The 24,071-nt window shown below is 68.6% G+C and carries 22 protein-coding genes; 16 read left to right on the forward strand and 6 right to left on the reverse strand.

The features are described from left to right. Window positions 1-179: 179 nt before the first annotated feature. Window positions 180-800: a TetR/AcrR family transcriptional regulator gene (locus ABEU20_RS18935; RefSeq protein WP_420165917.1), complete on the forward strand. Its 621-nt coding sequence runs from the start codon at window positions 180-182 to the stop codon at window positions 798-800. Window positions 801-881: 81 nt separating this feature from the next. Here the strand turns inward: ABEU20_RS18935 and bphC are convergent, their stop codons facing one another. Genes bphC through ABEU20_RS18950 form a run of 3 tightly spaced genes read right to left on the reverse strand, consistent with a single transcriptional unit; the run spans window position 882 to window position 4,223 of the window. Then, window positions 882-1,817, reverse strand: coding sequence for a biphenyl-2,3-diol 1,2-dioxygenase (gene bphC / locus ABEU20_RS18940; protein ID WP_420165918.1), 936 nt, complete (start codon window positions 1,815-1,817; stop codon window positions 882-884). Window positions 1,818-1,849: 32 nt separating this feature from the next. Next, on the reverse strand, window positions 1,850-3,031 hold the full coding sequence (locus ABEU20_RS18945) for an acyl-CoA dehydrogenase family protein (RefSeq protein ID WP_420165919.1): 1,182 nt from the start codon (window positions 3,029-3,031) through the stop codon (window positions 1,850-1,852). Window positions 3,032-3,059: 28 nt separating this feature from the next. Beyond that, a complete protein-coding gene (locus ABEU20_RS18950) occupies window positions 3,060-4,223 on the reverse strand; it encodes a Rieske 2Fe-2S domain-containing protein (protein ID WP_420165920.1) in 1,164 nt (387 codons plus the stop codon). Window positions 4,224-4,516: 293 nt separating this feature from the next. Between ABEU20_RS18950 and ABEU20_RS18955 the strand changes: the two genes are divergently transcribed. From ABEU20_RS18955 to ABEU20_RS18975, 5 genes are all read left to right on the forward strand, one after another. Next, the gene (locus ABEU20_RS18955) at window positions 4,517-5,404 is read left to right on the forward strand and encodes an SDR family NAD(P)-dependent oxidoreductase (protein ID WP_420165921.1); all 888 of its coding nucleotides are present in this window, start codon (window positions 4,517-4,519) and stop codon (window positions 5,402-5,404) included. A 20-nt stretch (window positions 5,405-5,424) separates the two neighbouring features. Next, window positions 5,425-5,907: a nuclear transport factor 2 family protein gene (locus ABEU20_RS18960; RefSeq protein WP_420165922.1), complete on the forward strand. Its 483-nt coding sequence runs from the start codon at window positions 5,425-5,427 to the stop codon at window positions 5,905-5,907. A 60-nt stretch (window positions 5,908-5,967) separates the two neighbouring features. Further along, window positions 5,968-6,846, forward strand: coding sequence for an alpha/beta hydrolase (locus ABEU20_RS18965; protein ID WP_420165923.1), 879 nt, complete (start codon window positions 5,968-5,970; stop codon window positions 6,844-6,846). Window positions 6,847-6,910: 64 nt separating this feature from the next. Next, a complete protein-coding gene (locus ABEU20_RS18970; RefSeq protein WP_420165924.1) occupies window positions 6,911-7,783 on the forward strand; it encodes an SDR family NAD(P)-dependent oxidoreductase in 873 nt (290 codons plus the stop codon). A 32-nt stretch (window positions 7,784-7,815) separates the two neighbouring features. Next, window positions 7,816-8,280, forward strand: coding sequence for a nuclear transport factor 2 family protein (locus ABEU20_RS18975; protein WP_420165925.1), 465 nt, complete (start codon window positions 7,816-7,818; stop codon window positions 8,278-8,280). 82 nt (window positions 8,281-8,362) lie between these two features. On the opposite strand, the gene ABEU20_RS18980 is transcribed toward ABEU20_RS18975, so the two are convergent. Beyond that, window positions 8,363-8,944 carry a TetR/AcrR family transcriptional regulator gene (locus ABEU20_RS18980; RefSeq protein ID WP_420165926.1) on the reverse strand — a complete coding sequence of 194 codons (582 nt, stop codon included), beginning with the start codon at window positions 8,942-8,944 and terminating at the stop codon, window positions 8,363-8,365. Between the two features lie 86 nt (window positions 8,945-9,030). Here ABEU20_RS18980 and ABEU20_RS18985 point away from each other — a divergent pair, with 86 nt between their 5' ends. After that, window positions 9,031-10,683 (forward strand): outer membrane protein assembly factor BamB family protein, encoded by a 1,653-nt coding sequence (locus tag ABEU20_RS18985; protein WP_420165927.1) that lies wholly within the window; start codon window positions 9,031-9,033, stop codon window positions 10,681-10,683. 66 nt (window positions 10,684-10,749) lie between these two features. Here the strand turns inward: ABEU20_RS18985 and acs are convergent, their stop codons facing one another. Continuing rightward, on the reverse strand, window positions 10,750-12,678 hold the full coding sequence (acs, locus tag ABEU20_RS18990) for an acetate--CoA ligase (RefSeq protein WP_420165928.1): 1,929 nt from the start codon (window positions 12,676-12,678) through the stop codon (window positions 10,750-10,752). Window positions 12,679-12,950: 272 nt separating this feature from the next. On the opposite strand from acs, the gene ABEU20_RS18995 reads away from it, so the two are divergent. From ABEU20_RS18995 to ABEU20_RS19015, 5 genes are read left to right on the forward strand one after another with little or no spacing between them, the layout of a single operon-like run. Further along, window positions 12,951-14,570, forward strand: a complete 1,620-nt coding sequence (locus ABEU20_RS18995) for a peptide ABC transporter substrate-binding protein (protein ID WP_420165929.1) — start codon at window positions 12,951-12,953, stop codon at window positions 14,568-14,570. 2 nt (window positions 14,571-14,572) lie between these two features. Then, the gene (locus tag ABEU20_RS19000) at window positions 14,573-15,499 is read left to right on the forward strand and encodes an ABC transporter permease (protein WP_420165930.1); all 927 of its coding nucleotides are present in this window, start codon (window positions 14,573-14,575) and stop codon (window positions 15,497-15,499) included. Window positions 15,500-15,509: 10 nt separating this feature from the next. Continuing rightward, window positions 15,510-16,352 carry an ABC transporter permease gene (locus ABEU20_RS19005; RefSeq protein ID WP_420165959.1) on the forward strand — a complete coding sequence of 281 codons (843 nt, stop codon included), beginning with the start codon at window positions 15,510-15,512 and terminating at the stop codon, window positions 16,350-16,352. Beyond that, window positions 16,349-17,959, forward strand: a complete 1,611-nt coding sequence (locus tag ABEU20_RS19010) for a dipeptide ABC transporter ATP-binding protein (RefSeq protein ID WP_420165931.1) — start codon at window positions 16,349-16,351, stop codon at window positions 17,957-17,959. The genes ABEU20_RS19005 and ABEU20_RS19010 overlap by 4 nt, the downstream gene beginning before the upstream one ends. Before the next feature lie 11 nt (window positions 17,960-17,970). Next, on the forward strand, window positions 17,971-18,723 hold the full coding sequence (locus ABEU20_RS19015; protein ID WP_420165932.1) for a Fic family protein: 753 nt from the start codon (window positions 17,971-17,973) through the stop codon (window positions 18,721-18,723). Between the two features lie 409 nt (window positions 18,724-19,132). Here ABEU20_RS19015 and ABEU20_RS19020 read toward each other — a convergent pair whose 3' ends face one another. Next, complete coding sequence (locus ABEU20_RS19020) at window positions 19,133-19,951, reverse strand: HAD family hydrolase (protein WP_420165933.1); 819 nt, start codon at window positions 19,949-19,951, stop codon at window positions 19,133-19,135. A 415-nt stretch (window positions 19,952-20,366) separates the two neighbouring features. Between ABEU20_RS19020 and ssd the strand changes: the two genes are divergently transcribed. Genes ssd through ABEU20_RS19040 form a run of 4 tightly spaced genes read left to right on the forward strand, consistent with a single transcriptional unit; the run spans window position 20,367 to window position 24,059 of the window. Further along, entirely contained in the window at window positions 20,367-21,485 is a 1,119-nt protein-coding gene (gene ssd, locus ABEU20_RS19025) for a septum site-determining protein Ssd (protein WP_420165934.1), read from the forward strand. After that, a complete protein-coding gene (locus ABEU20_RS19030) occupies window positions 21,482-22,660 on the forward strand; it encodes a TadA family conjugal transfer-associated ATPase (protein ID WP_420165935.1) in 1,179 nt (392 codons plus the stop codon). Before ssd ends, ABEU20_RS19030 begins: the two co-directional genes overlap by 4 nt. Continuing rightward, window positions 22,657-23,463 carry a type II secretion system F family protein gene (locus ABEU20_RS19035; protein ID WP_420165936.1) on the forward strand — a complete coding sequence of 269 codons (807 nt, stop codon included), beginning with the start codon at window positions 22,657-22,659 and terminating at the stop codon, window positions 23,461-23,463. The genes ABEU20_RS19030 and ABEU20_RS19035 overlap by 4 nt, the downstream gene beginning before the upstream one ends. After that, window positions 23,460-24,059, forward strand: coding sequence for a type II secretion system F family protein (locus ABEU20_RS19040; RefSeq protein ID WP_420165937.1), 600 nt, complete (start codon window positions 23,460-23,462; stop codon window positions 24,057-24,059). Before ABEU20_RS19035 ends, ABEU20_RS19040 begins: the two co-directional genes overlap by 4 nt. Window positions 24,060-24,071: the final 12 nt, after the last annotated feature.

Here is a 24,071-nt window from a genome sequence, read left to right on the forward strand (position 1 = left end):
AGCAAGGGGATCTGCTCACGCGGGGGACATCCCCTCCCGAACGGAGCGGCTCCGCAGGATCTTCGCTGCACCCTAGAATGGGCGACGGTCGCCGGCGGGCTTCGATCGACAGGTCGTACCGGACATCCCGCCCGGGATCGCCGGCGCACGGTCTTCCGGTGGGAATGAGGGCGGAGGGAATGACAATGCAGGGTGGCCGGGCGACGACACTCGTCGAACGTCGGCACGCCGATGTTCGACTGGCCGTCGCGACGGCCGCGCGGGATCTGTTCGTCGAGAACCACTCGACGTCCGTGACCGTGGAGGCGATCGCGCAGCGAGCGGGGGTTTCCGAACGAACCTTCTACCGCCACTTCCCGACGAAGGCGGACATCGTCATGCCGCTCCTGGAGCGGTCGATGGAACGTCTCGTCCGTGCACTCGCCGGGTCGGCTGGTACGAGCACCGGCGTCGTGGACGCCCTGGCGGATGCTCTGACCGAGGAACTCGCGACCGACCTCGAAGATCGTCGAGAACTGCTGGAACTACTGATCAGGACGCCCGAGTACCGCCTCCGGTGGGAGAGCGTCGACGACTGTGTCGTATCGGCAGTCGCCGACTGGCTCGCCGACAGGTCCGTTCACCCCGGCGACGACTTCACTCGCAGGACGACGGCCATCCTGATCCTGACCGCCTCGCGCGCGGCGTACACCGAGTGGATTCTCGGTCGGCCGGACACGGGAGTCGACGAGTTGCGCGGGCTTCACATCAGGGCACTCGAGGCGATCGCCGGGGGATGGCGCGGACACTGCAGACACTGATGTGAGGACGCGAAGGAGGGGCCCGGTCCGGTTCGGACGGGGCCCCTCCTTCGGTGATGCGCGTCGGTGACGCGAACGTGCCTACAGCAGAGCGGCGGGTAGCTCGCCACCCGACAGATCGTGGCCCCAGTAGCTGTCGGCGGTGATCTCCTCGGACGTGTAGAACGTCTCGTCCACGAGGTGTCCGTCGGTGCCGAACTCGACGTCCCAGCCGCCGGGCGCGCGGACGTAGAAGGACACCATCTTGTCATTGGTGTGGCGGCCCAGCGTCGAGGAAACCGGGAATCCGCCCTTCATCACGCGGTCGAGGGCCTGTCCGACGGCGTCGAGAGTGTCGACCTCGACCATGACGTGGATGAGACCGGGCGCCCCCTCCCTCGGCGCCGGGATCAGCGCGAGGCTGTGGTGCCGCTGGTTGACCCCGAGGAATCGAACGCGGATGGGCCCGTACTCGGGTGGAGCAGGCAGGCGGAAGGCGCCGCGCGGTAGGAAGCCGAGGACCTCGGTGTAGAAGTCGAAGGTGCCCTGCAGATCGGTCACCGGTAGTACGACGTGGCCGAGACCCTGTGCCCCGGTGACGAACTTGGCACCGAACGGGGTGACGACCGGGCTGTGGTCGAGGACCGCGCCGTGGAAGATCTCGAGGGTGGCCCCGCCGGGATCCTGGAAGGTGACGACCTCCTCGACGCGGCGGGCGTCGGCCTCCTCGACGGAAAGGGGCTTGACCGCGATCCCGGCGGCCTCGACTGCGGTCCGCACCCGGGTGAGGGCGGCGTGGTCGCGGACCTCCCAGCCGACGGTGACGACGCGGTCGTCCTCTCCTGGCACAACCACGATGCGGGCGGCGCGCTCGTCCATACGCAGGTAGAGGGCGTCGGGGTCCGGGCCGGTGCCCTGCGCGAAGCCGAGGACGTCGAATGCGAAGGTGCGCCAGCGCTCGATGTCGTCGGTCTGGACGGTCACGTAGCCCAGGGCGCGGATGTCGGTGCCGAAGCCCCCGACGATTGGGTTTGTCATGGATTGTCTCCGTCGATGTTTCGGAATCTCTGTCAGATCATCATTCGGAGCGGGCCCTGCGGGTCCACTCCGAGGTTCGCCAGCGAGGCTGCGTGGAAGGTGGTTCCGGGCACGTGAATGCCGTGATGCAGGCCGGCATGGGCGTCGCGCCAGAAGCGCTGCATCGGCTTGTCCATGCGCAGCGCGTTGCCGCCACAGCGGGCGTACACGGCATCGATGGCCTGGACCGCCTGCCAGGCCGCGTTGACCTGGGTCAGACGCCCCTGCGCGCGTTGCTCGAACGTCGGGGTCCTGCCGGCGTCCACCAGGTCCCACATGCGATCGACGTTGGCCAGCAGAGAATCCCGGGCCGAGCGTAGCCGGGCCGTGGCTTCGCCGACCGCATACATCGTGTAAGGGTCGTCCTTCATCGGCGCCCCGGTCGGGCTGATTCGCTCGCGCTGGTACTCGTTGGCGTGGTACAGGAGGCCCTCACAGATGCCGATCGTGGCCGACGTGATGCCCAGCGGGAACATGTTCGACCACGGCATCAGGTACAGCGTCTCGGTGCGGCCGTACTTGCGGACCGCGGTGCCGTCCATGACCTCGGCGGCATCCATGACACGGTGCTCGGGAACGAAGACGTCCTTGATGATCAAGTCCTTCGAACCGGTGCCGCGCAGGCCCACGACGTCCCAGGAGTCTTCGACGATCTCGTAGTCGGTGCGCGGAATGATGACGTGCAGGCCGGTCGGCGGCATCGTCATCTGACCGTCGGCGTCCGCGAGCCACGCGCCGAGGAACGCCCAGTCGCAGTGATCGGTGCCGGAGGAGAACGACCAGCGGCCCGAGAGTCGGTAACCGCCGTCGACCGGCACGCACATGCCGCCGGGCATGTACGGCGACGCGAGCCACGTGTCCTGATCCTCGCCCCAGACCTCCTGCTGGACCTTGGGATCGGCGAAGGCCAGCTGCCACGGGTGCACGCCGACGATGCCGTGGACCCAGCCCGCGGACGGGTTCAGCGAGGCCATGCGCATGACGGTCTCCGCGAACTCGCGCGGGTGGACTTCGAGGCCGCCGTGCTCCTTCGGCTGGAGCATCCGGATCAGCCCGGCTTCCTTCATCTTCTTCGCGGATTCGTCAGCGAGCCTGCCCAGCCGATCCGCTTCGACGCCTTCGGTGAACAGGTCGTCGGCCATGGCCTCGACCCGTGAAAGTACTTCGTAAGTCATGTTTTCAGGTCTCTTCTCGAATGTCGTTCTACTCGGCGGCGCTGCCGGTCCGCAGCGCGATGTTCTCGGCGACTTCCTTCTTCCAGCTCTCGACCGCCCGGGTGGTGTCGATCTCGAACTCGAAGCGCTTGGTCATGTCCTCCGTGATGTCCTCGACGTCGACGTAGAACTGCTGGTACCAGCGGCGCAGCTGGTAGACCGGGCCGTCCTCCTCCGACAGCAGCGGGTTGTCGATGGGCGCCTTGTTCTTCCAGATCTCGACGTCCTGCTCGAAGCCGATCTCGACGCCCTTGGCGAACTCCGCGGCCACGGCGGCGGTTTCCTCGTCGGACAGTCCGGGGATCTTCTCCACGATGACGCCGTACTGGAGGACGAACGAGTTGTCGGTCACGGGGTAGTGGCAGTTGATCAGGATCGTCCTCATCGTGTGGCCGGCGGAGTCGTTCTCGAGCCAGTCGATCATGTACGAAGGACCGAAATAGGATGCTTCCGAGCGCCCTTCGGCGTCCGGGTTCCCGTCGTAGTTGGTGCCGAGCATCACGTCGCCGCGCGGCTGTGAGCGCATGTACTGCGTCGCGATGTGACCTTCGAAGACGTTCTTGAAGTACTTCGGGAACGCGTAGTGGACGTAGAAGAAGTGCGCCATGTCCACGACGTTGTCGACGATCTCACGACAGTGTGAACCCTCGATGCGGATCGAGTTCCAGGTCCAATCGGTCCACCCGTCGGTGCCGTACTCCGCGATCTCGGGGATGGTGACATCGGCCGGCGGGGGGTTGCCCTGCGGGTCGTTCCAGACGTAGAGCTGGCCGTTGCGCTCGAGCGTGGTCCACGCGCGGGTCTTGGCGACCGGGGGCACACGGCGGGCGTAGGGAATGTCGGTGCATTTGCCCTTGCCGTTCCAGCGCCAATCGTGGAACGGACACGCAATAGTGTCGCCCTTGATCTCGCCCTGGCTCAGGTCACCGCCCATGTGCCGGCAGTAGGCGTCGAGGACGTTGAGTTCGCCCTTGCTGTCGGCGAACACGACCAGTTTGGTGCCGAACGCCTCGATCGAGTGCGGCTTGCCGTCCTGGAAGTCCCGGAGGAGACCGAGGCAGTGCCAGCCGCGCGCGAAGCGGGTGGGCGCCGCAGCGGCCTCGATCATCCGGACCTCTTCGGTCTGCGGCACGTCTGTCGCGTCTGTGGTCATCTTTCCTCCGTTTGCATGTATGCGCCGGTGACACGGCTGTCGGTCCGCATGATCCGGCCGGTCGCGCCCCGGTGTGAAGGGCGTTTGTTCAGTGGATGGACACGTCGGCGCGCGGCCCGGCAGGACCCGCCGGGCAGGGTCGGTGCGACTCCACAGGAATCTCGTCCGCTGAGTGGACAGCAGCACTGTGCGCGTTCCCGAGCTACCGACCATGCTGTCGCTCAACAGATTGTGGATGTTCCCGGGCGTCGGCTTGCGTCACGTGGAGTGCGAGTGATTGGTGTGGAGGACGCATGGCGCCGTCGTTGACAGGTAGGACTGCTCTGGTCACGGGCAGCAGCAGGGGAATCGGGCGCGCGGTGGCCCAGCGCCTGGCGGCCGAGGGGGCCACCGTGGTGGTGACCGCGCGCTCTCGTGGCGTGTCGGAGTCTGTTCGGTCCGGCCGGAAGGCGGCGGTCCCGGGAAGTCTCGACGAGACCGTGTCGCTGATCGAGGAGGCCGGCGGCCGGGCCGTTGCGATCCCCGCGGATCTCGAGGACGAGCAGGCGCGAGACCAGTTGGTGGACAGAGCTGTCGACAGTGTCGGCGGCATCGACATACTGGTGAACAACGCGGGATTCGCGGACTACTCGTTGGTCGAGGAGATGGAGACCGCGACGTTCGATCGCACGGTCGATCACTACCTTCGTGTGCCTTTTGCTTTGTCGCGAGCCGCCATCCCGCACATGCGTAAGCAAGGTGCGGGATGGATCGTCAACATCGGATCCGTGACGGGGCTGGCCCCGATCCGGCCGTTCCGGGAGTACAACAAGGTCTCGGGTGACGTGATCTACGGTTCGATGAAGGCAGCCGTCCACCGCTTCACCCAGGGACTCGCAGCCGAGGTCGTCGACGCGAACATCGCGGTCAACGCGGTGGGCCCGTCGACTGCGATCATGACGCCGGGTGCCGCATCCCTGATTCCGGACGGCTACGAGACCGAGCCCGTCGAGTACCTGGCCGAGACGGTGCTGGCGATGTGCACGTTGCCTGCCGCGGAGCGAACCGGCCACGTCGCGTTCAGCCTCCACTATCCGTGGAGCCAGAACCTTCCGGTGATGACGCTGGACGGTCGAACCGAACTGCCGCGGCGGGAGCCGCCGTCCTGGGCCAACCCGAACGTCCTGCCTGCGGGCCTGTGACAAACGACCGAGGAGGACTGATGATTCGAACCGAGATCGCACCCGAGGTGGTAGCGCAGGTCGTGGCCAAGTGGTGGTTCCACTACGACGAGTGGGATCCGGAAGTGCTCCGCTCGGTGGTGACCGACGACTTCCGGTTCGTGTGCCGGAGCGATACCGGAGCCACCGACTACGAGGACTTCATCCGTGCCGACCTGCGCGGGGTGGACGCGGTCATGGCTTGGCAGGAGGATCACCGCGAGAACAGCCCGTATCCTCTGCGGCACAACGGCACGAATGTCTTCGTCACCGGGTTCGACGGCACCGAGACGTCCTTCTCCTCCTACATCTTCGTCACGAAGATCGTCGACGGGAAGCCCTTCAACTCGTCGAGCGCGATCGTGCGCGGCGGAGTGCAGGCAACTGCAGACGGTGCGCCGGCGCTCAGCCGCCTCGAGGTGATCCTCGATACGCGTGACTCCGTTCGCTATGCGGACCTGCCCGCAGAAGTTCGGCAGGGGTGAGCGCCGATCATGCCGCTCACGTCTGATGCGCAGCGGGTGATCGACGGAATCGCAGCCGACATGAGATTGCCCATGCACACCATGTCGGTGCGCGAACTGCGGGCTTCCTATGCAGCTCGGACGATCGCTCCGACCACCGAAATCCATTCCGTGCGCGATGTGCTCGTTCCGTCCGCTTCCGGTGGTGTGCCGGTGCGCGTCTACCGACCGACGGAGGAGGAGACGCTGCCGGTCGTCATGTGGCTGCACAGCGGAGGATGTGTGTTCGGAGGCCTCGACCAGAATGCCGAGTACCTCCGCAAGCTCAGCATCGCGGCAGGTGTGGTCGTCGTATCGGTCGACTACCGGCTGGCCCCGGAGCACCCGCATCCGGCGGCTCTGGAGGATTGCCGCACCGTCTGGGACTGGCTGGTGTCCGGGCCTCGGGAGGTGCCCGCGGATGTGACACGGGCGGCGATCGCCGGTGAGAGTGCCGGTGGCACACTCACCTTCGCTCTCACCCAGCAATTGAAGGACGCGGGGGCCACCATGCCTGCCGCACAGGTGAGCTTCTACGGCATGGTCGAAATGCGCGTGTCGAACCCGGAGGAAAGCAGTCTGCTCTCCTCTCCTCGGGACTGCCACTGGTTCTGGGACCTGTACGCGCCAGACCTCGAGTCGCGCCGATCGCCGGACGTGAGTCCTGGGCTGGCGTCCGATCTGACAGGGATCCCGTCGACCTTCGTCGTCACCGCGGAGGTGGACCCGATCAGGGATGCGACGGAAGAGTACGCGCAGCGACTCGCCGCAGCGGGCGTCGATGTGAACCTGGTGCGCTACGACGGCGTGATGCACGGATTCGCGACCATGCTCGGGGTTCTGCCCCAGGCCCGCAATGTCTTCGACCGCACGGTGGCATTCCTCGCCCCCATCCTGCGGAGGCCGCGCGACGGGGAGTGACCTGTCGATCGCAACACACGCCCGACCGGTACCGCCTGTCGGAGCACGAGAACAAGGAGGCGCAGTGTCCACAGCCCAAGTCAGATTCTCGACAGGCACAGCAGTCGTCACGGGTGGCGCCGCGGGGATCGGCGAGGGGTTCGTCCGACACCTTGCGGGTCTCGGCATGACGGTCGTCATCGCCGACGTCGACGAGAGCCGCGCGGCAGCTGTCGCGGCGGACGTCGAGCGATCGGGAGGCGTCGCGGAACACTACCGACTCGACGTGACGGATCCGGCCGCCGTCGACGCGATGGCGGCGGACGTCTTCGCGCGACACGGCACCGTCGAACTGCTCGTGAACAACGCGGGAGTCGAGAATGCCGGGCTCCTGTGGGAAGTCGGGGTCGAACGCTGGAAGCGCGTCATGGAGATCAATGTGGACGGTGTCTTCTACTGTCTGCGATCGTTCGTTCCTCGCATGATCGCGGCCGACGTCCCGGCGTGCATAGCCAATCTGTCTTCGGTCGGTGGTCTGAAAAGTGTTGCGGTCCAAGCTCCGTACATCACCAGCAAGCATGCCGTGCTCGCAATGACCGAGTGTCTCCATCAGGAGTTGTCTCTCGTGGACGCGCCGATCCAGGTGTCGGCGGTCCTGCCGCACTCCATTCGGAGCCGGATCTTCCTGGCCGCTCAGGAGGCTTCCCCGTGCGAGAACGAGACCGCCAACGCCGTGTTCGAGGCGATGCAGCGCGACAACGTCGAGTCCGGGCTGGACCCGGTCGAGGCAGCTGTGCACATGACGGAGGCCATCGCGCGGGGAGACTTCTGGGTGTTCTCCGACGACGAGAAGTGTGCCGAGGTGGCAGCGCAGCGAGCTGGTCAACTGGTCGGGCTGACGCCCCCACCCGATCCTCGGGAGATGCTCACACGGATGGGGATCGGGGTGAATGCGTAGTGGTACCGAGGGGTGACGGTCCCGCCCCGGTCATGCTTGCGGCTGCCGAGCAGGCAGCCGCGTTCGATGAGATTCGACGACTGTTCGCGAGCCGACTCCGGATCATGGACACCAAGCAATGGGATCTCTACGGCAGCGTGCACACGCCGGATGTCGTCAGTGAGACCTTCGGTGCCGGTAAATCGGTGGTCGGTCGCGCCGATCTCACGGATGCAATTCGGAATGTCCTGGACGGCAATGTGTTCGTGACATCGGTCCATCATGGGCACACACCTGAGATCGCTCTGACCTCGGCCACCACGGCAACCGGTATCTGGGCCATGGAGGACGAGTTGTGGTGGACCAATGGTGATTTCGAGGAACACCTCCACGGCTACGGCCACTACCACGAGGAGTACCGCAGGATCGAGGGCAGGTGGCTGATCGCTTACCGCAGGCTCACCCGGCTACGGGTGACGCATACGCCGCACTACTTCGACTATCTCTCAGCGGGCTGAAGCTCGATCACGCTGTCTTGGCCGGAGCGGTCAGGCAGACAGTGCCGCCGGTGTGGGGCATGCTCGGGTCCATCGAGCGGCCTCATTCCCCGGTGAGAGGTGCGGTCAGTGTGGATGTCGCCATGGAGATCACATTTCGTGTGAAGGTCTCGAGCGGCAGGGGCGGGCGGCGACGGTTCGCCATGTCGCGTGCTCGAATGGCCAGCATTGCCGAGATGAGGAGCAGTGTCCCTTGGATGCGCTCGTCGACGACACGAGGTGGTAGATCGTCGATACCGGCGCGCATCAGTGCGATGGTCGCTGCCAGGCTCGGATACTTCTCGACGCCGTCCATCTGTTCCGGCGTCAGCTCGTACATCGTCTGACCCAGGATGCGCAGATACCGTCGCCCGGACTCGCTCGACAGCAGTTCGGCCAAGGGGGTCACGGCGAGTTCGACAGCGTCGCGTGGATCGCGGGGGCCCGGTGTCGGCCAGCCGGACAGCAGCGTGGCGCGGCGCTCCTCGATGCGGGTGAGGTACTTCTCGCGGATCGCCTGAAGTACGCCTTCTCGGGATCCGAAGTGATAGCGCAGCGCGGATGGATTGCGTTGTCCTGCACCCGTGACGATGTCGCCGACGAGGGTCGCGCTTACACCTTGCGTAGCGAACAGCTCCTCGGCCACCTCGAGAAGTTTCTGTTTCGTCGAAACGGTCTCCTGGCCCATGCGGGCAGTGTAGCTTCCGGGAATACTACTAATAAGGAGTATTAATGCCATCGATCGAAGTGGCCCGGAAGAGACGAATCGGACGGCTCGTCGTGGCGGCGGTGACGCTGGCCGCGGTGACGGGTTCGGCTGTCGGTGCAGCCGGCGCGACGGGCAGCCTCGGAAGCGGCAGTCTGAGGGGAGGGAGCCTCGGGTCGGGAAGTGCCGACGAGAGTGGCATGTGGCCGTACGCGGATACGGGATGGGTCACGCTGCACGGCGATCCGGCCAATCGTAAGCAGCAGCTGGGGGTGAGTACGGCCGCCGAGTACACGCGCTGGACGGCCCTCGAAGGCGCGGCAGTTCTCACCGCTCCGGTGTTGCTGCCCAACGGAAACCTCGCCGTGACGACCGGTAAGGCCGAGGGCAACGCGAATCTCCATGTTCTCGACCGGCTCGGCAACACCGTGTGGGAAGCGCCCGAGTGGAGCGGCAAGAGCGGTGTCGATTCCGCCGCGATCATGTCGTCGCCCATCGTGGACGTGGACGGCAACATCTACATCGCCGACGCGGACCAGTTCTGGTCGTACACGAGCGGAGGCGATCTGCGGTGGGTGCTCGACCTGCCGATGGGACCGACGCCCAATCCTTTCGCCGCCGGATCGCGGCCGATCAATCCTTTCGTCACCGCCGTGTTCACGAAGGACGGCGGGGTGCTGGGAACGACGGCGTTCGGTCAGGTCGTCGTCGTCGATCGGGCGACCGGTGAACTGCGTGCGCCGGTCCTGCAGTTGCCGGGCACGCTGGCCAAGAGGCATACGAAGACCGCGATGTCGCCGAGCATGTGGTCCGACGGAATCATGGATCCGGAGGTTCGGGACCCCATCTTCCAGATCATCATGGGCGGAATCGTGCAGAGCGCCAACACTCCTGCCGTCGACGCGCGGACGGGGCGAGTATTCGTCGCGGCGACCGATGTCGAGGAGGACCGGGGAGCGTTGTACGGCCTGGACGTGACACCGCCGCGGGGCGGGCAGCCCGGTTCGGTGTCGATCGGCTTCGCGGCGCAGATGGGTCCGGGTAGCGGGTCGAGCCCGGTGCTGTCGCCGGACGGCGGTCTGGTCTACACGTGCGACGACGAGGGTCTGCTCTACGCCTTCGATGCGTCGACGGGGGAACAGGTGTGGAGCGCCCCGTCGAATGCGGCGGCGGCCGCGGTGACGGTGGACGCCGGCGGGGACATCTACGTCCTGACGAACCCCGGTGTCGCGTCGGCCTTCGACGAGTCCGGTGAGAAGCTCTGGGACGCAGATTTGTCGGCGGTGACTGCGGACGCTCTTCCCGTCAACGACGTGTACGGCGCGCCCATCGTGCGTGGCAACGGTAATCCCACTGTCGTGAACGGCGCCGTTCTGATCGAGGTGTACTACGGCTACGACGTTCCGGTGCAGGGCTATCCGGTGTCCGCGCCGGTGAAGGCGGCGATCGTCGAGCTCGATCCCGCGACGGGTGTCGCGCGTCGTACCGTTGCAATCGCCAGCGACAGCACCGAGGGACTACTGGCGGTCGCGCCCGACGGGCGGATGTTCTCGACCCTCGGCGCGATGACGTCGACAGCGATTGCGCCGCTTGCCGGGATGGTGAATCCGAACCTGCCGCAAGGCCTCGAGGTGATGCGCCCGCAGGGCGGTCTGGACGGCTTCCTGCCCGTGTCCTGACCGGAAACCACAGAACGGGTGTCCTGCAGTCCGGTCGGGACTGCAGGACACCTGTTCGTTCTGCGGCTACTTGCCGCGAATCGCGTCGAACACCTTGGGGTCGACGAGCGTCGAGGTGTCGCCCAGGTCGCGGCCTTCGGCGACGTCGCGCAGCAGGCGGCGCATGATCTTGCCGGAGCGGGTCTTGGGCAGTTCGGGGACGACGGTGATCTGCCGCGGCTTGGCGATCGGGGAGATTTCGGTGGAGACCTGCGTGCGTAGTTCCGCGATCAGCGCCTCGCCGGTGTTGTCGGCGCCCTCGCGGAGGATCACGAACGCGACGATGCCCTGCCCGGTCGTCTCGTCGGCGGCTCCGACGACGGCGGCCTCGGCGATCGACGGGTGCCCGACGAGTGCCGACTCCACCTCGGAGGTGGAGATGCGGTGGCCGGAGACATTCATGACGTCGTCGACGCGGCCGAGCACCCAGAGCGCGCCGTCCTCGTCGTACTTGGCGCCGTCGCCGGCGAAGTACCAGCCCTCCTGCGCGTACCGCGACCAGTAGGTGTCCTTGTAGCGCTCCATGTCGCCCCAGATGCCGCGCAGCATGGCCGGCCACGGCTGGTCGAGGACCAGGTAGCCACTGGCGCCGGCGCCGAGTTCGTGGGCCTCGTCGTCGACGATCTTCGCGGAGATGCCGGGCAGCGGGGCCATCGCAGAACCGGGCTTGGTCGCGGTGATGCCGGGCAGCGGCGAGATCATGATCGCGCCGGTCTCGGTCTGCCACCACGTGTCGACGATCGGGGCGGTGCCGCCGCCGATGACGTCGCGGAACCAGCGCCACGCCTCCGGGTTGATCGGCTCGCCCACCGAACCGAGCAGTCGGATCGACGACAGGTCGTGGGCGTCGGGGATCTCGCGACCCCACTTCATGAAGGTGCGCACCAACGTCGGGGCGGTGTAGTAGATCGTGACGCCGTACTTCTCGATGATCTGGAAGTGACGATGTTCGTCGGGGGAGTTGGGGGTGCCCTCGTAGACCACCTGCGTCACACCGTTGCTCAGCGGGCCGTAGACGATGTAGCTGTGCCCGGTGACCCAGCCGATGTCGGCGGTGCACCAGTACACGTCGCTTCCGGCCTTGTGGTCGAACACGTTGTGATGGGTGTACGACGCCTGCGTCAGGTAGCCGCCGGAGGTGTGGATGATGCCCTTGGGCTTCCCGGTCGTGCCGGACGTGTAGAGGATGAACAGCGGGTGCTCGGCGTCGAACGCCTGCGCCTCGTGTGTGTCCGACGCCTTCTCGACGGTGTCGTGCCACCACAGGTCCCGGCCGTCGGTGATGTCGACGTCGATGCCGGTTCGCTTGACCACCAACACGTTCCGCACCGATTCCGCGCCGTCGACGGCCTCGTCGACGGCCGGCTTGATCGGGGCCGCCTGGCCGCGGCGCCACTGCCCGTCGACGGTGACGACGAGCTTGGCTGCGGCGTCGTCGATGCGCGAGCGCAGCGCGGTGGCCGAGAATCCGGCGAACACGACCGAGTGGGTCAGGCCGAGTCGGGCGCACGCGAGCATCGTCACGATCGCCTCGGGGATCATCGGCATGTAGATCGCGACGCGATCGCCGGCGACGAGACCGAGGTCGGTGAAAGCGTTTGCCGCGCGGCTCACTTCGACGAGGAGGTCGTTGTAGGTGATGTCGCGGCTGTCGCCGGGCTCGCCCTCGAAGTGGATGGCGACGCGGTCACCGTTGCCGGCCAGCACGTGCCGGTCGACGCAGTTGAATGCGACGTTGAGGCTGCCGCCGACGAACCACTTCGCGACGGGCGCATCCGACCAGTCGAGGACCTCGGTCCACGGGGTGGCCCAGTCCAGCCGTCGGGCCTGGGTGTCCCAGAAGGCCAGCCGGTCGCGGTCCGCCTCGGCCTGCAACTCGGGGCCTGCGTTCGCTGCGGCCGCGAACGCCGCGCTGGGCGGGTACACCTGGGGTGCGTCGGTTGCACTGCTCGTCATCTCGGCTTGCCTTCTTTCCGGGTCGAAATCGACGGTTGTCGCACGTGTGAGGGTAGTCACACGCGGCCGGGGCCGCACGATTCGCTCCCGCGGAGCGGTCGCCGTGTGCGCCGATCGGTCGAAACGGTGCGACAGACGGTAGCTACCCGGCGCGGACGTTGCGATCGGGCCTCGAACGGGTGCCGATCCGGTCCGGAGCCGCGGGACTCCGGCGCCCGGCGCCCGTGCTGTTTATCGTCGCAGGAACCAACCGAGTGTTTCGGGAGGTGGCGGTGACTGTTCGGCGGAGCAGGGCAGCTGCGGTGGCGTCGACGCTTGTCGTGGTGCTGGTGTCGGCGCTGCTCGCGGCGTGCACCGGCACGGCGGGGCCCAGCTCGCGCACTGTGTACGCGTGGAGCGGCGAACCTCAGAACCCATTGGTCCCCACCGACACGGGCGAGAACACCGGAGGTCGGGTACTCGACGCGATCTTCGCGGGGCTCGTCTCGTACACTGCCGCCGGAGAGGTCGAGAACGAGGTGGCGCGGTCGATCGAGACGGTCGACGGCCGGCGCTACACCGTGACACTCGACGACGGCTGGACGTTCACCGACGGCACTCCGGTCACGGCGCACTCGTTCGTCGACGCGTGGAACTACGGCGCGCTGTCCACCAACGCCCAACTGCAGTCGTCGTTCTTCGACCCGATCCAGGGATACGACGAGGTGGCGGCGTCGAACCCGACGGCCACGACGATGTCCGGACTCGAGGTACTCGACGACCGGACGTTCACGATCACGCTCAAACAACCGGAGGCGGCATTCCCGAAACGCCTCGGGTTCGCCGCCTACTACCCGCTGCCGCAGTCCGCGTACGCCGACATGGCCGCGTTCGGGCAGCACCCGATCGGCAACGGCCCGTACCGGTTCGCGAGCGACGACGCGTGGCAGCACAACGTGCGCATCGACCTGACGGTGAACCCCGACTACCGGGGCCCGCGGGCGGCACGGAACGAGGGGGTCACCTTCGTGATGTACAGCAGCCTCGACACGGCGTACACCGATCTGCTGTCGAACAACCTCGACGTCCTCGACGGCGTCCCCGCCAGTGCGCTGGACACGTTCGAGGAGGATCTGCCGGGCCGCACGGTCAACCAGCCCTCCGCGACGATCGAGACGTTCACCATCCCGGAACGGTTGCCGCACTTCGGCGGTGAGGAGGGCCGGTTGCGTCGGCAGGCGATCTCGCTGGCGATCGATCGCGAGCAGATCACCGAGCGACTGTTCGCGAGCACCCGTACCCCGGCGCGCGACTTCACGAGTCCCGCCGTACCGGGCTGGACGCCGGATCTGCCGGGCTCGGCGAACCTGGACTTCGCTCCCGAGCGCGCACGCGCCTTGTGGGCGCAGGCCGACGCTCTCGCGCCGTGGAGTGGGACGTTCGCAATCGCCTACAACTCCGATGGCGGCCATCAGGACTGGGTGGACGCGGTCTGCAACAGCGTCCGCAACACGCTCGACATCGACGCCCGGGGTGCGCCGTACCCGACGTTCGCGCAGTTGCGCACCGAGGCCACCGAGCGGACCATCCGGACCGCGTTCCGCTCGGGTTGGCAGGCCGATTACCCGCAGCAGTACGGGTTCCTGGCGCAGAACTACCAGACGGGAGGTAGCTCCAACGACGGCGAGTACTCCGACCCGGAGTTCGACGCCCTGCTGCGGGCGTCGGCCGGGGCGACCGATCCGGACGAGGCGCAGCGGCTGATCGACGGGGCGCAACAGATCCTGCTGCGCGACCTGCCGGCGGTCCCGAACTGGAACCGGAACGCGTCGGGCGGCTGGTCGGAGTATGTGACCAACGTCCGGATCGGGTGGGACGGGGTGCCGCTCTACTACCTCGTCGAGAAGAGGTAGTCGTGCTCCGCTACACCGGCCGCCGTGTGCTGCAGATGATTCCGGTGTTCATCGGGGCCACCTTCCTCATCTACGCGCTGGTGTTCCTCCTTCCCGGTGATCCCGTCGCGGCGCTCGCCGGCGACCGGGCTCTCACCCCGGCGGTGACCGAGCAGTTGCGCGCCCGATACCACCTGGATCAGCCGTTCCTGGTGCAGTACCTGCTGTACCTGAAGGGCCTCCTCACCCTGGACTTCGGCACGTCGTTCTCCGGTCAGCCCGTCGGAGAGGTTCTGGCGCAGGCGTTTCCGATCACGTTGAAGCTCGCGTTCACGGCGATCGTCATCGAGACGGTGCTGGGGATCGGGGCCGGGCTGATCGCCGGCCTGCGGCAGGGCGGGGTGTTCGACGGCACCGTCCTCATCCTGAGTCTCGTGCTCATCGCGATCCCGGTGTTCGTGCTCGGATTCCTGGCGCAGTTCTTCGTCGGGATCCGGTGGGGCCTGGCGCCGCCCACCGTCGGGGCCGACACCAGCCTGTCGCGGTTGCTGCTGCCGGCGTGCGTGCTCGCGGCGGTCTCGTTCGCATACGTGCTGCGCCTGACGCGCACGTCGGTGGCGGCCACACTCTCCACCGACTTCGTGCGGACCGCGACGGCGAAGGGCCTGTCCCGGCCGCGCGTCGTGGGGGTGCACGTGCTGCGCAACTCGCTGATTCCCGTCGTGACGTTCCTGGGTGCCGACCTCGCAGCGCTGATGGGTGGCGCCGTGGTCACCGAGGGCATCTTCAACATCAACGGTGTCGGCGGCACCATCTACCAGGCCGTCATCCGCGGGGAGGCGCCGACGGTGGTGTCGTTCGTCAGCGTCCTCGTGGTGGTCTATCTGATCGCGAACCTGCTCGTCGACCTGCTGTACGCCGTCCTGGACCCGAGGATCCGCTATGTCTGAGGCGTACGGGATGTGGGGCTCGGCCTGGCGGCGGTTGCGCCGGCGCCCGATGTTCGTGCTCGCGTGCGTGATCCTGCTCGTCGTGGCCGTGATCGCGCTCTTCCCGGCGCTGTTCACGAGCGTCGACCCGCGCTACTGCAATATCGCCGACAGCCTCGCCCCGCCACGCTCGGGGCACTGGTTCGGTTTCGACCGCCAGGGGTGTGACGTGTACGCGCGCACGATCTACGGTGCCCGCCCGTCCGTCACCGTCGGGGTGTGCGTGACCGCGGCCGTGCTGGCGATCGGTGTGCTGTTCGGTGCGCTCTCGGGCTACTACGGCGGCTGGGCCGATTCGCTGTTGTCCCGCGTCACCGACATCTTCTTCGGTATCCCGCTGATCCTGGCAGCCATCGTGCTGATGCAGCTGTTCGCGCAGCGGACGATCTGGACGGTGGTGGCGGTACTCGCCCTGTTCGGCTGGCCGCAGATGGCGAGAATTGCTCGCGGAGCGGCCATCTCGGCCAAGTCGCACGACTACGTGCTCGCGGCGCGGGCGGTGGGGATGTCGAGTCCGTCGATCCTCGTCCGGCACGTGCTGCCCAACGCGCTCGCCCCGATCATCGTCGTGGCGACCATGTCGCTGGGGACGTTCATCGTCACCGAGGCGACGCTGTCGTTCCTCGGGATCGGACTGCCGTCCACCACGGTGTCGTGGGGCGGTGACATCAGCACCGCGCAGGTCACCCTGCGCCGCGGATCGGCGATCCTGTTCTATCCGGCCGGCGCGCTCGCGCTCACCGTGCTCGGTTTCGTCCTGCTCGGGGACGCCCTGCGCGACGCCCTGGATCCGACGCGAGCGAGACACCGATGACCGCGCCGCTGCTCACGTTGGACGGGCTCGAGGTGACCTTCGGGACCGGCCCGACCGCGGTCCGTGCGGTCCGCGGCGTCGACCTGTCGGTGGGGCGCGGACAGACCGTCGCGATCGTGGGCGAGTCCGGTTCGGGAAAGTCGACACTCGCGCACGCGCTCATCGGGCTGCTGCCCGGCGGTGGCCGGGTGACGGGCGGCCGCATCGGGTTCGAGGGGCGCGACCTGACGCACGCGTCGGAGCGGGCGTTCGTCGAAATCCGCGGGAGTGGAATCGGGTTCGTGCCCCAGGATCCTGCGACCAATCTCGACCCGGTGTGGAAGATCGGGTTCCAGGTGCGCGAGGCGTTGACGGCCAACGGGATCGTCAAGGGCCGGGCCGCCCACCGGCGGGCGAACGAACTGCTCGCGGAGGCCGGACTCGACGACGCCGAGGCGCGCTCCGGCCGCTACCCGCACGAATTCTCCGGCGGGATGCGTCAGCGGGTCCTCATCGCCGTCGGGCTGGCCGCCCGCCCACGCCTGCTGATCGCCGACGAACCGACGTCGGCGCTGGACGTGACCGTCCAACAGCGTGTCCTCGACCATCTCGAACGCCTGACGGACGACCTGGGGACGGCGCTGCTGCTCATCACGCACGATCTCGGTGTCGCCGCCGAACGCGCCGAACACGTGGTCGTCATGCACGACGGCAGGGTTGTCGAATCCGGTTCGCCGGAGGCGATTCTCACTGCCCCCGAGCATCCGTACACCCGGCGGCTCGTCGCGGCGGCCCCGTCCCTCGGCACCGCCCGTGCTCGGCCGGCGGGATCCGTGCCGGCCGGCACGCGGCCGCTCCTCGTCGTCGACAGCCTGCGAAAGGTGTTTCACAGCAGACGCGCCGAGGTCACGGCCGTCGACGACGTCTCGTTCACCGTGGATCGCGGCACCACCACCGCGATCGTCGGTGAGTCCGGTTCGGGCAAGACCACGGTCTCGCGGATGATTCTGGGACTGCTGAGGCCCGACGCCGGGTCGGTGCTGTTCGACGGCACCGACCCCGCCGAGCTCGGCCGCGGCGAGAAGGCGTTCCGGCGCCGTGTCCAACCGGTCTTCCAGGACCCCTACGGCAGCCTCGATCCCACCTACTCGGTGTTCCGGATCGTCGAGGAGCCGCTGCGGGTGCACCGGATCGGCGACCGCGGCGAGCGGACCCGGCGGGTTCGTGAGCTGCTCGACCGCGTCGCACTGCCTGCCGATCTGTCGCGCCGCTTCCCGGCCGAGTTGTCCGGCGGGCAACGGCAGCGGGTCGCGATCGCCCGCGCCCTCGCCCTCGCGCCGGAACTGTTGGTGTGCGACGAGGCGGTCTCGGCCCTCGACGTCGTGGTCCAGGACCAGATCCTGCGCCTGCTCGACGACCTGCAGCGCGACCTGGGCCTGACATACGTGTTCGTCAGCCACGACCTGGCGGTGGTCCGGCGGATCGCCGATCGTGTGGTGGTCATGCACGGCGGTCGGGTCGTGGAGGAGGCGGCCGCCGAGGACGTCTTCGAGCATCCCGCGCACGACTACACACGACGTCTGCTCGACGCCGTACCGGCCGGGCGTCGACGACGAAGAGGCGGGTAGCGTCTGACGACGTGACTGATCCCTTGCAGCCGCTGCTGGACCTCCCGGGTGTCGTCGACGCTGCGGACCGCGCGCGCGATGCACTCGGCGAGGTGCATCGCCACCGGACCAACCGCCGGGACTGGCCCAAGACGGCCACCGAGGCCTCCGTTCGCGCGGCCCGTGCGTCGGCGTCCATCGACGGTGGCTCCACCGAACTGCCGGTGCCGGGAACGGTCGGCGATCCGGTGCTGTCGGGTGCGCTGCGGGTCGCGCAGGCGCTGGACGGGGAAGCGCTCACCGTCATCCTGCCGACGTGGCAGCGGGCGCCGCTGCAGGCTCTGGCCCGGTTGCATCTGCTCGCCGCGGCCGATCTGGTCGACGATGCCGCGACGCTGGGGCGCCCGCGGACCGACCCCGGTGTCGGTGAGCGACTCGACATGCTGGCGCAGTTGGTGACGGGCGGGACGAACGCGCCGGCACCGGTGTTGGCGGCGGTCGTGCACGGGGAACTTCTGGCGCTGCGCCCGTTCGGGGTGGCCGACGGCATCGTGGCCCGTGCGGCATCCCGACTGGTTGCCACGTCGACGGGGTTGGACCCGCACAATCTGGGTGTGCCCGAGGTGAGTTGGATGCGCCGCGCCCCCGCCTACCGGGATGGCATCGCGGGATTCGAGTCCGGCACGGCCGAGGGCGTCGGCAGCTGGGTGATCCTGTGCTGTGGTGCCCTGGAAGCCGGTGCCCGCGAGGCGATGTCGATCGCGGACGCCGCCGCGGCCGGCTGAGCGTGCGGCCGGCGCGGGCGAGACGAGTGCCCCCGCCCATGCGAAGCGGGTGGTGCCACCGACCGTGGTCGGCGTCGCCACCCGCTAGCACGGATTCCGGGTTACCAAGCGTGCAAGGTGGGTTGTGTGTCAACGGCCTCGGCGTGGGCTCGGGCGGTGCCGGGTCGTCCCTGCAACGCGTGCAGGGTCCTTACCGTCAGTCATCCGAGTCACGCAAGCCCACAACGCTTCTGCCCTTATAGTGGCTTGTGCTCCGCGTGGGTACCTGGTGTCCGTGCTGGGAAGTCCGTTCGGGGAATCGGTCCTTCTCTTCCGGATCGATTCTGGCTTTCCGGCCTTCCGTAACTCCTTTGTACCCTGTGCTCCGAGCCACTTCAAGTGGCAATTTTCCTTTGTGGCAGACGCGGGTTCAGCGTTTGCGGCGGCGTATCCCGTAAGTGAAGGCTCCGGCGACCGCGGCGCTCGACAGTACGGCTGCCGCGGCGGTGACCGTCGACCGCGAGGGAGATTGCAGGCGGGCGCGCAGAGAGACGGGGTTGGAGAAAGACAATACGGGCCAACCATTTTCGGTGGCGGCGCGACGGAGGCCCCGGTCGGGGTTGACTGCGGTGGGGTGGCCGACGGCCTCGAGCATCGGCAGGTCCGTCACGGAATCGGAGTAGGCGTAGCACTGGGAGAGGTCGTAACCCTCGCGCGCGGCGAGTTCACGCATCGCCTCGACCTTGCCGTCGCCGTAGCAGTAGAACTCCACGTCGCCGGCGTACCGTCCGTCCTCGACCACCATGCGCGTCGCGCAGCTGTGGGACGCGCCGAGGGCGGCGGCGATGGGGGTGACGACCTCCTCTCCGGACGCCGAGACGATCACGACGTCGTGGCCGCGCAGCTTGTGGTCGGCGATGAGGTCCGCGGCCTCCGCGTAGACCAGCGGATCGACGATGTCGTGCAGTGTCTCGGCGACGATCGCACGGATCTGTTCGACGTCCCAGCCGGCCGTCATGTTCGTCAGGTGGCTCCGCATCCGCTCCATCTGGTCGTGGTCGGCGCCGGAGAGGATGAAGAGGAACTGCGCGTAGCTGCTCTGCAGAACCGACCGCCGGGTGATCAGTCCCTGCGCGAAGAACGGCTTGCTGAACGCCAGGGCGCTGGACTTGGCGATGATCGTCTTGTCCAGGTCGAAGAACGCGGCGATGCGGCCGCGTCGGGTGAGGTCGCTCGGGTGGGCGGTCACCTGACCAAGAATAGGGGAGAGACCTCGTCTTCGGCCCGGTACCGCGGACCGGACGTTCCCGGCTATCCGGGCGAATTCGGGCGAGCGTCGAACTTGCAATTATTCCTGGACCTAGGTGTAGTATTGCTTCTACCTGGACGCGATCCAGGCGTGTTCAGCCCGACCCCCCGGGGCTGAACTCTGACGACCCCCGCCTCCTCCCCCCCTGGCGGGGGTCGTCCCATATCTTGGCCCGGATATCCCGATACGCCCGGATATCTCGACGTGCCGCCTTCTCCGACGAATCAGCGCTCCCGGTTTCGGCGTCGCGCAGAACTGGTACGAACGTACGACAATTCATCCACAGCCCCCTTAGCTGTCCACATTCGCCGGATCCGTCGCCTCGAGAGCGCCCGGATGCCACAGGCTGACGACCATGACCTCCGAATCTCGTGCCGTCCCCTCTCTCGAATGTCCCGGGGTGCTCGCCGTCGTCGCCGAGCGGGCCGTCGCCGAGAGTCTGCGGTCCGTCGCGGCTGCGACCGATCAATCGTTTGTCCAGGAGACGGCACCGATCGGGCGCAGCGTGTGGATGTCGGCGGACCTCGTGGTACTCGACGCCGCCGCGGCACGTGAGTGCGGCGCGCGGCTGCCGCGCCGCGACCGTGTGGTGGTCGTCTGCGCGGGTACGCCCGCGATCGCGGACTGGCAGGCTGCGGCGGAGGTGGGTGCCGACCGCGTCGTGGGACTCCCCGAGGGCGAGGGCATGCTGGTTGCCGTCTTCGCCGAACGCAACACTCGACGGGAAGCGGGTGGCGCGGTCGTATCCGTCGTCGCGGGGACGGGTGGCGCGGGGGCCTCGACACTGGCCGCGGCCATCGCTCTCACTGCCGCCCGGGCCGGAAAGGCCGACGCGGCGCCGGGGGTGCTGCTGCTCGACGCGGATCCCCTCGGGAGCGGACTGGACCTGCTGCTGGGAGTGGAGGGCACCCCGGGGCTGCGTTGGTCCGGCCTCTCCGTCGAGGGCGGACGGGTGCTCGCGGATGCGCTGCATGCCGCGCTTCCCTCACGGGCCGGGGTCAGCGTCATCGCGTGCGATCGCGGTAGCCGGACGGGTGGTCTCACACCCGCGGCGGCGACGGCCGTCGCCGAAGCCGGCCGCCGAGCCGGAAGCCTCGTCGTGTGCGATGTCGCCAGGTACCCCGGCGAGGTCGGCGCCAGCCTCGTCGAGCTCGCAGACCTCGTCGTCGTGGTGGTTCCCGCGACCGTGCGCGGCGGCGTTTCCTCCGCGCGGGTGCTGTCGTGGATCGGTGAGCGGAACCCGCACCGCGGCATCGTGGTTCGAGGTCCCGCACCCGGCGGACTGGGCGCTGCGGACCTCGCCGCGATCCTGGACGCGCCGGTGATCGCGGTGATGCGACCGGCTCCGCGCCTCGACGTCGAACTCGAACGGGGCGGGCTCGACCCGGGACGACGCTCGCCGCTGGCTGCGGCGGCGGGCTCGGTGCTCGACGTGCTCGCGGCGCGCCCCCGCTCCGGGCGGTGGGCGGCATGAGCGCGCTGTTCTCGACGGAGTTGCTCGACCGGGTGCGCGAGCGTCTCGCTGCCACGGACGGCGATCCCACGCCGGCGACCGTCGCCGCGGCCATCCGCTCCGAATCGGGAGGCGTGCTCGGGGACACCGACCTGCTCGCCGCGCTGCGGGTGCTGCAGACCGAACTGACCGGCGCCGGCCCGCTCGAGGCGCTGCTCGCCGAACCGGGCGTCACCGACGTCCTGGTCACCGCCCCCGACGAGGTGTGGGTGGACCGGGGCGCCGGGCTCGAACGGGCCGACGTGATCTTCGCGGATGAGGCCGCGGTGCGCCGGCTCGCGCAGCGGCTCGCGTTGTCGGCCGGACGACGCCTCGACGATGCGCAGCCGTGGGTCGACGGCCGGCTCCCCGCGGTCGGGCACGGGGACTTCGGTGTCCGCCTGCACGCGGTGCTCGCCCCCGTCGCGCAGGCGGGGACCTGCCTGTCGCTGCGCGTGCTGCGGCAGGCCACTCAGGGTTTCGACGAGCTCGCCGCGTCTGGTGCGCTGCCCCGCGACGCGCGGGCCCTGCTCGACCGCATCGTGCGAGCACGCTTGGCGTTTCTGGTGACCGGTGGAACCGGTGCCGGGAAGACGACGATGTTGGCGGCCCTGCTCGGCCGGGTCGATCCGGGCGAACGGATCGTGTGTGTCGAGGACGCGGCCGAGCTGGCCCCGGGGCATCCGCACGTGGTGCGTCTGGTCGCCCGCGTGGCCAATGTCGAGGGCGTCGGCGCGGTGACGGTGCGCGACCTCGTCCGGCAGTCGCTGCGCATGCGCCCCGACCGCATCGTCGTCGGAGAGGTGCGCGGTGCCGAGGTCATCGACCTGCTCACGGCGCTCAACACCGGTCACGACGGGGGCGCGGGTACGGTGCACGCCAACTCGCCGCGCGAGCTCCCGGCCCGGCTCGAGGCACTCGCCGCACTCGGCGGGCTCGACCGGGCCGCGCTGCACAGTCAGTTGGCGGCCGCGGTCCAGGTCGTGCTGCACGTCGAGCGTGACGGCGGGGGGCGTCGGCGTCTCACGGAGATCGCGGTGCTCCGACGCGACGCCGTGGGAACGGTGGAGGTGACGCCCGCCTGGACGTGGCGTGGGGGAGCGCATCCGGCGGCGGAAGTCCTGCAGGACATGCTGGTTCGAAGAGGCGCCTCGTGAGCGCCGTGGCACTGGCGCTCGCCGCTGCGCTCCTGGTCGTGCCGGACCGGGGCGCGCGAGCCCGGCTGCGGTCCGTACTGCCCCCGAGCGGTGGGAGTGGATCGTCCGGTCGACTGACGTGGCGTCGATTGTCGCCGTCCGACGCGACTTTCGCGGTGTGCGTGCCGCTCGCGATCGTGGGGGCGCTGGGCCCCGCGATCGCGGCGGTGGTCGTGGTCGCGACCGCGCGGCGTCGGCACCGGCGGCGCACCGAGGCCGCACTCCGGGCTCGCGAGCGCGCCCAGGTGCTGGTCGGGCTCGAGGCCGTGATCGGTGAACTCGGTGTCGGCGGTCATCCCGCGGTCGCGTGCGACGTCGCCGCGCAGGAGTGCCGCGGTGACGCGTCGTCGGCGCTGCGCACCGCCGCGGGGCGAGCGCGTCTGGGCGGGTCGGCGGCCGGAGGCCTGGCCCTGCCCGGCAGCGTCGTCGCCGATGAGCTCTCCCGGCTGGCCGAGGCGTGGTCGGTGGCCGAATCGCGGGGACTCCCGCTCGCCGACCTGCTGCAGGCGGCACGTTCGGACCTGCAGGGTCGCAGTAGGTTCCGTGCTCGCGCCGACGCCGGGCTCGCGGGCGCCCGGGCCACTGCCGCGGTTCTCGCGGGGCTGCCGGTGCTCGGGATCGGTCTGGGACAGCTCATGGGTGCGGCGCCCGTGCGGGTACTTGCCGGCGGCGGCCTCGGCAGTGCGTTGTTGGTGGCCGGAACCGTGTTGGTCGCGCTCGGCTTGGCGTGGACCGACCGCATCGTGGACCGGGCGGTGCCGTGATGTGGATGTCGGCGCTCATGCTGGCCGCGGCGGTCTCGGTCGTGCCGGGGACCGATCGCCTGCGACGCCGCCTGCGTGCCGCCGCGGGACCGGTCGACGCGATCGTCGGCACCGAGCGCGCCGCGCCGGATGCGTCGCCGGGTCCTCCGGATCCGCTCGCCGTCGCGGGCACGTTCGACCTCCTGGCCGCGTGCCTCAAGGCGGGCCTTCCCCTGGCCGACGCCGTTGCCGCGGTCGCGGTCTCGGCGCCGGACCCCTTGCGGGAGTCGCTGCGGCGCACCGCGGACCGGCTCGCCCTCGGTGCGGATCCGGCGACGGCGTGGGACGTCGTGGCGTCGGAGCCCGCCACCGAGGCGTTGGCGCGGATGGCCCGACGGTCCGCTCGTTCGGGCGCCGCGCTGTCGTCGGCGATGGTCGAGCTGGCGACACAGCAGCGAACCGAGGCCGAGGATCGCGCGATCGCCGCCGTCGAGAAGGCCGGTGTACTGATCGGCGGGCCGTTGGGGCTGTGCTTCCTGCCCGCCTTCGTGTGCCTGGGCATCGTCCCGGTGGTGATCGGGCTGGCAGGTCGGGTGCTCGAGGGCGGGTTGCTCTGAGTGAATTCGAAA

Source organism: Rhodococcus parequi, assembly GCF_046042785.1.
Classification (GTDB): Bacteria; Actinomycetota; Actinomycetes; order Mycobacteriales; family Mycobacteriaceae; genus Prescottella; species Prescottella parequi.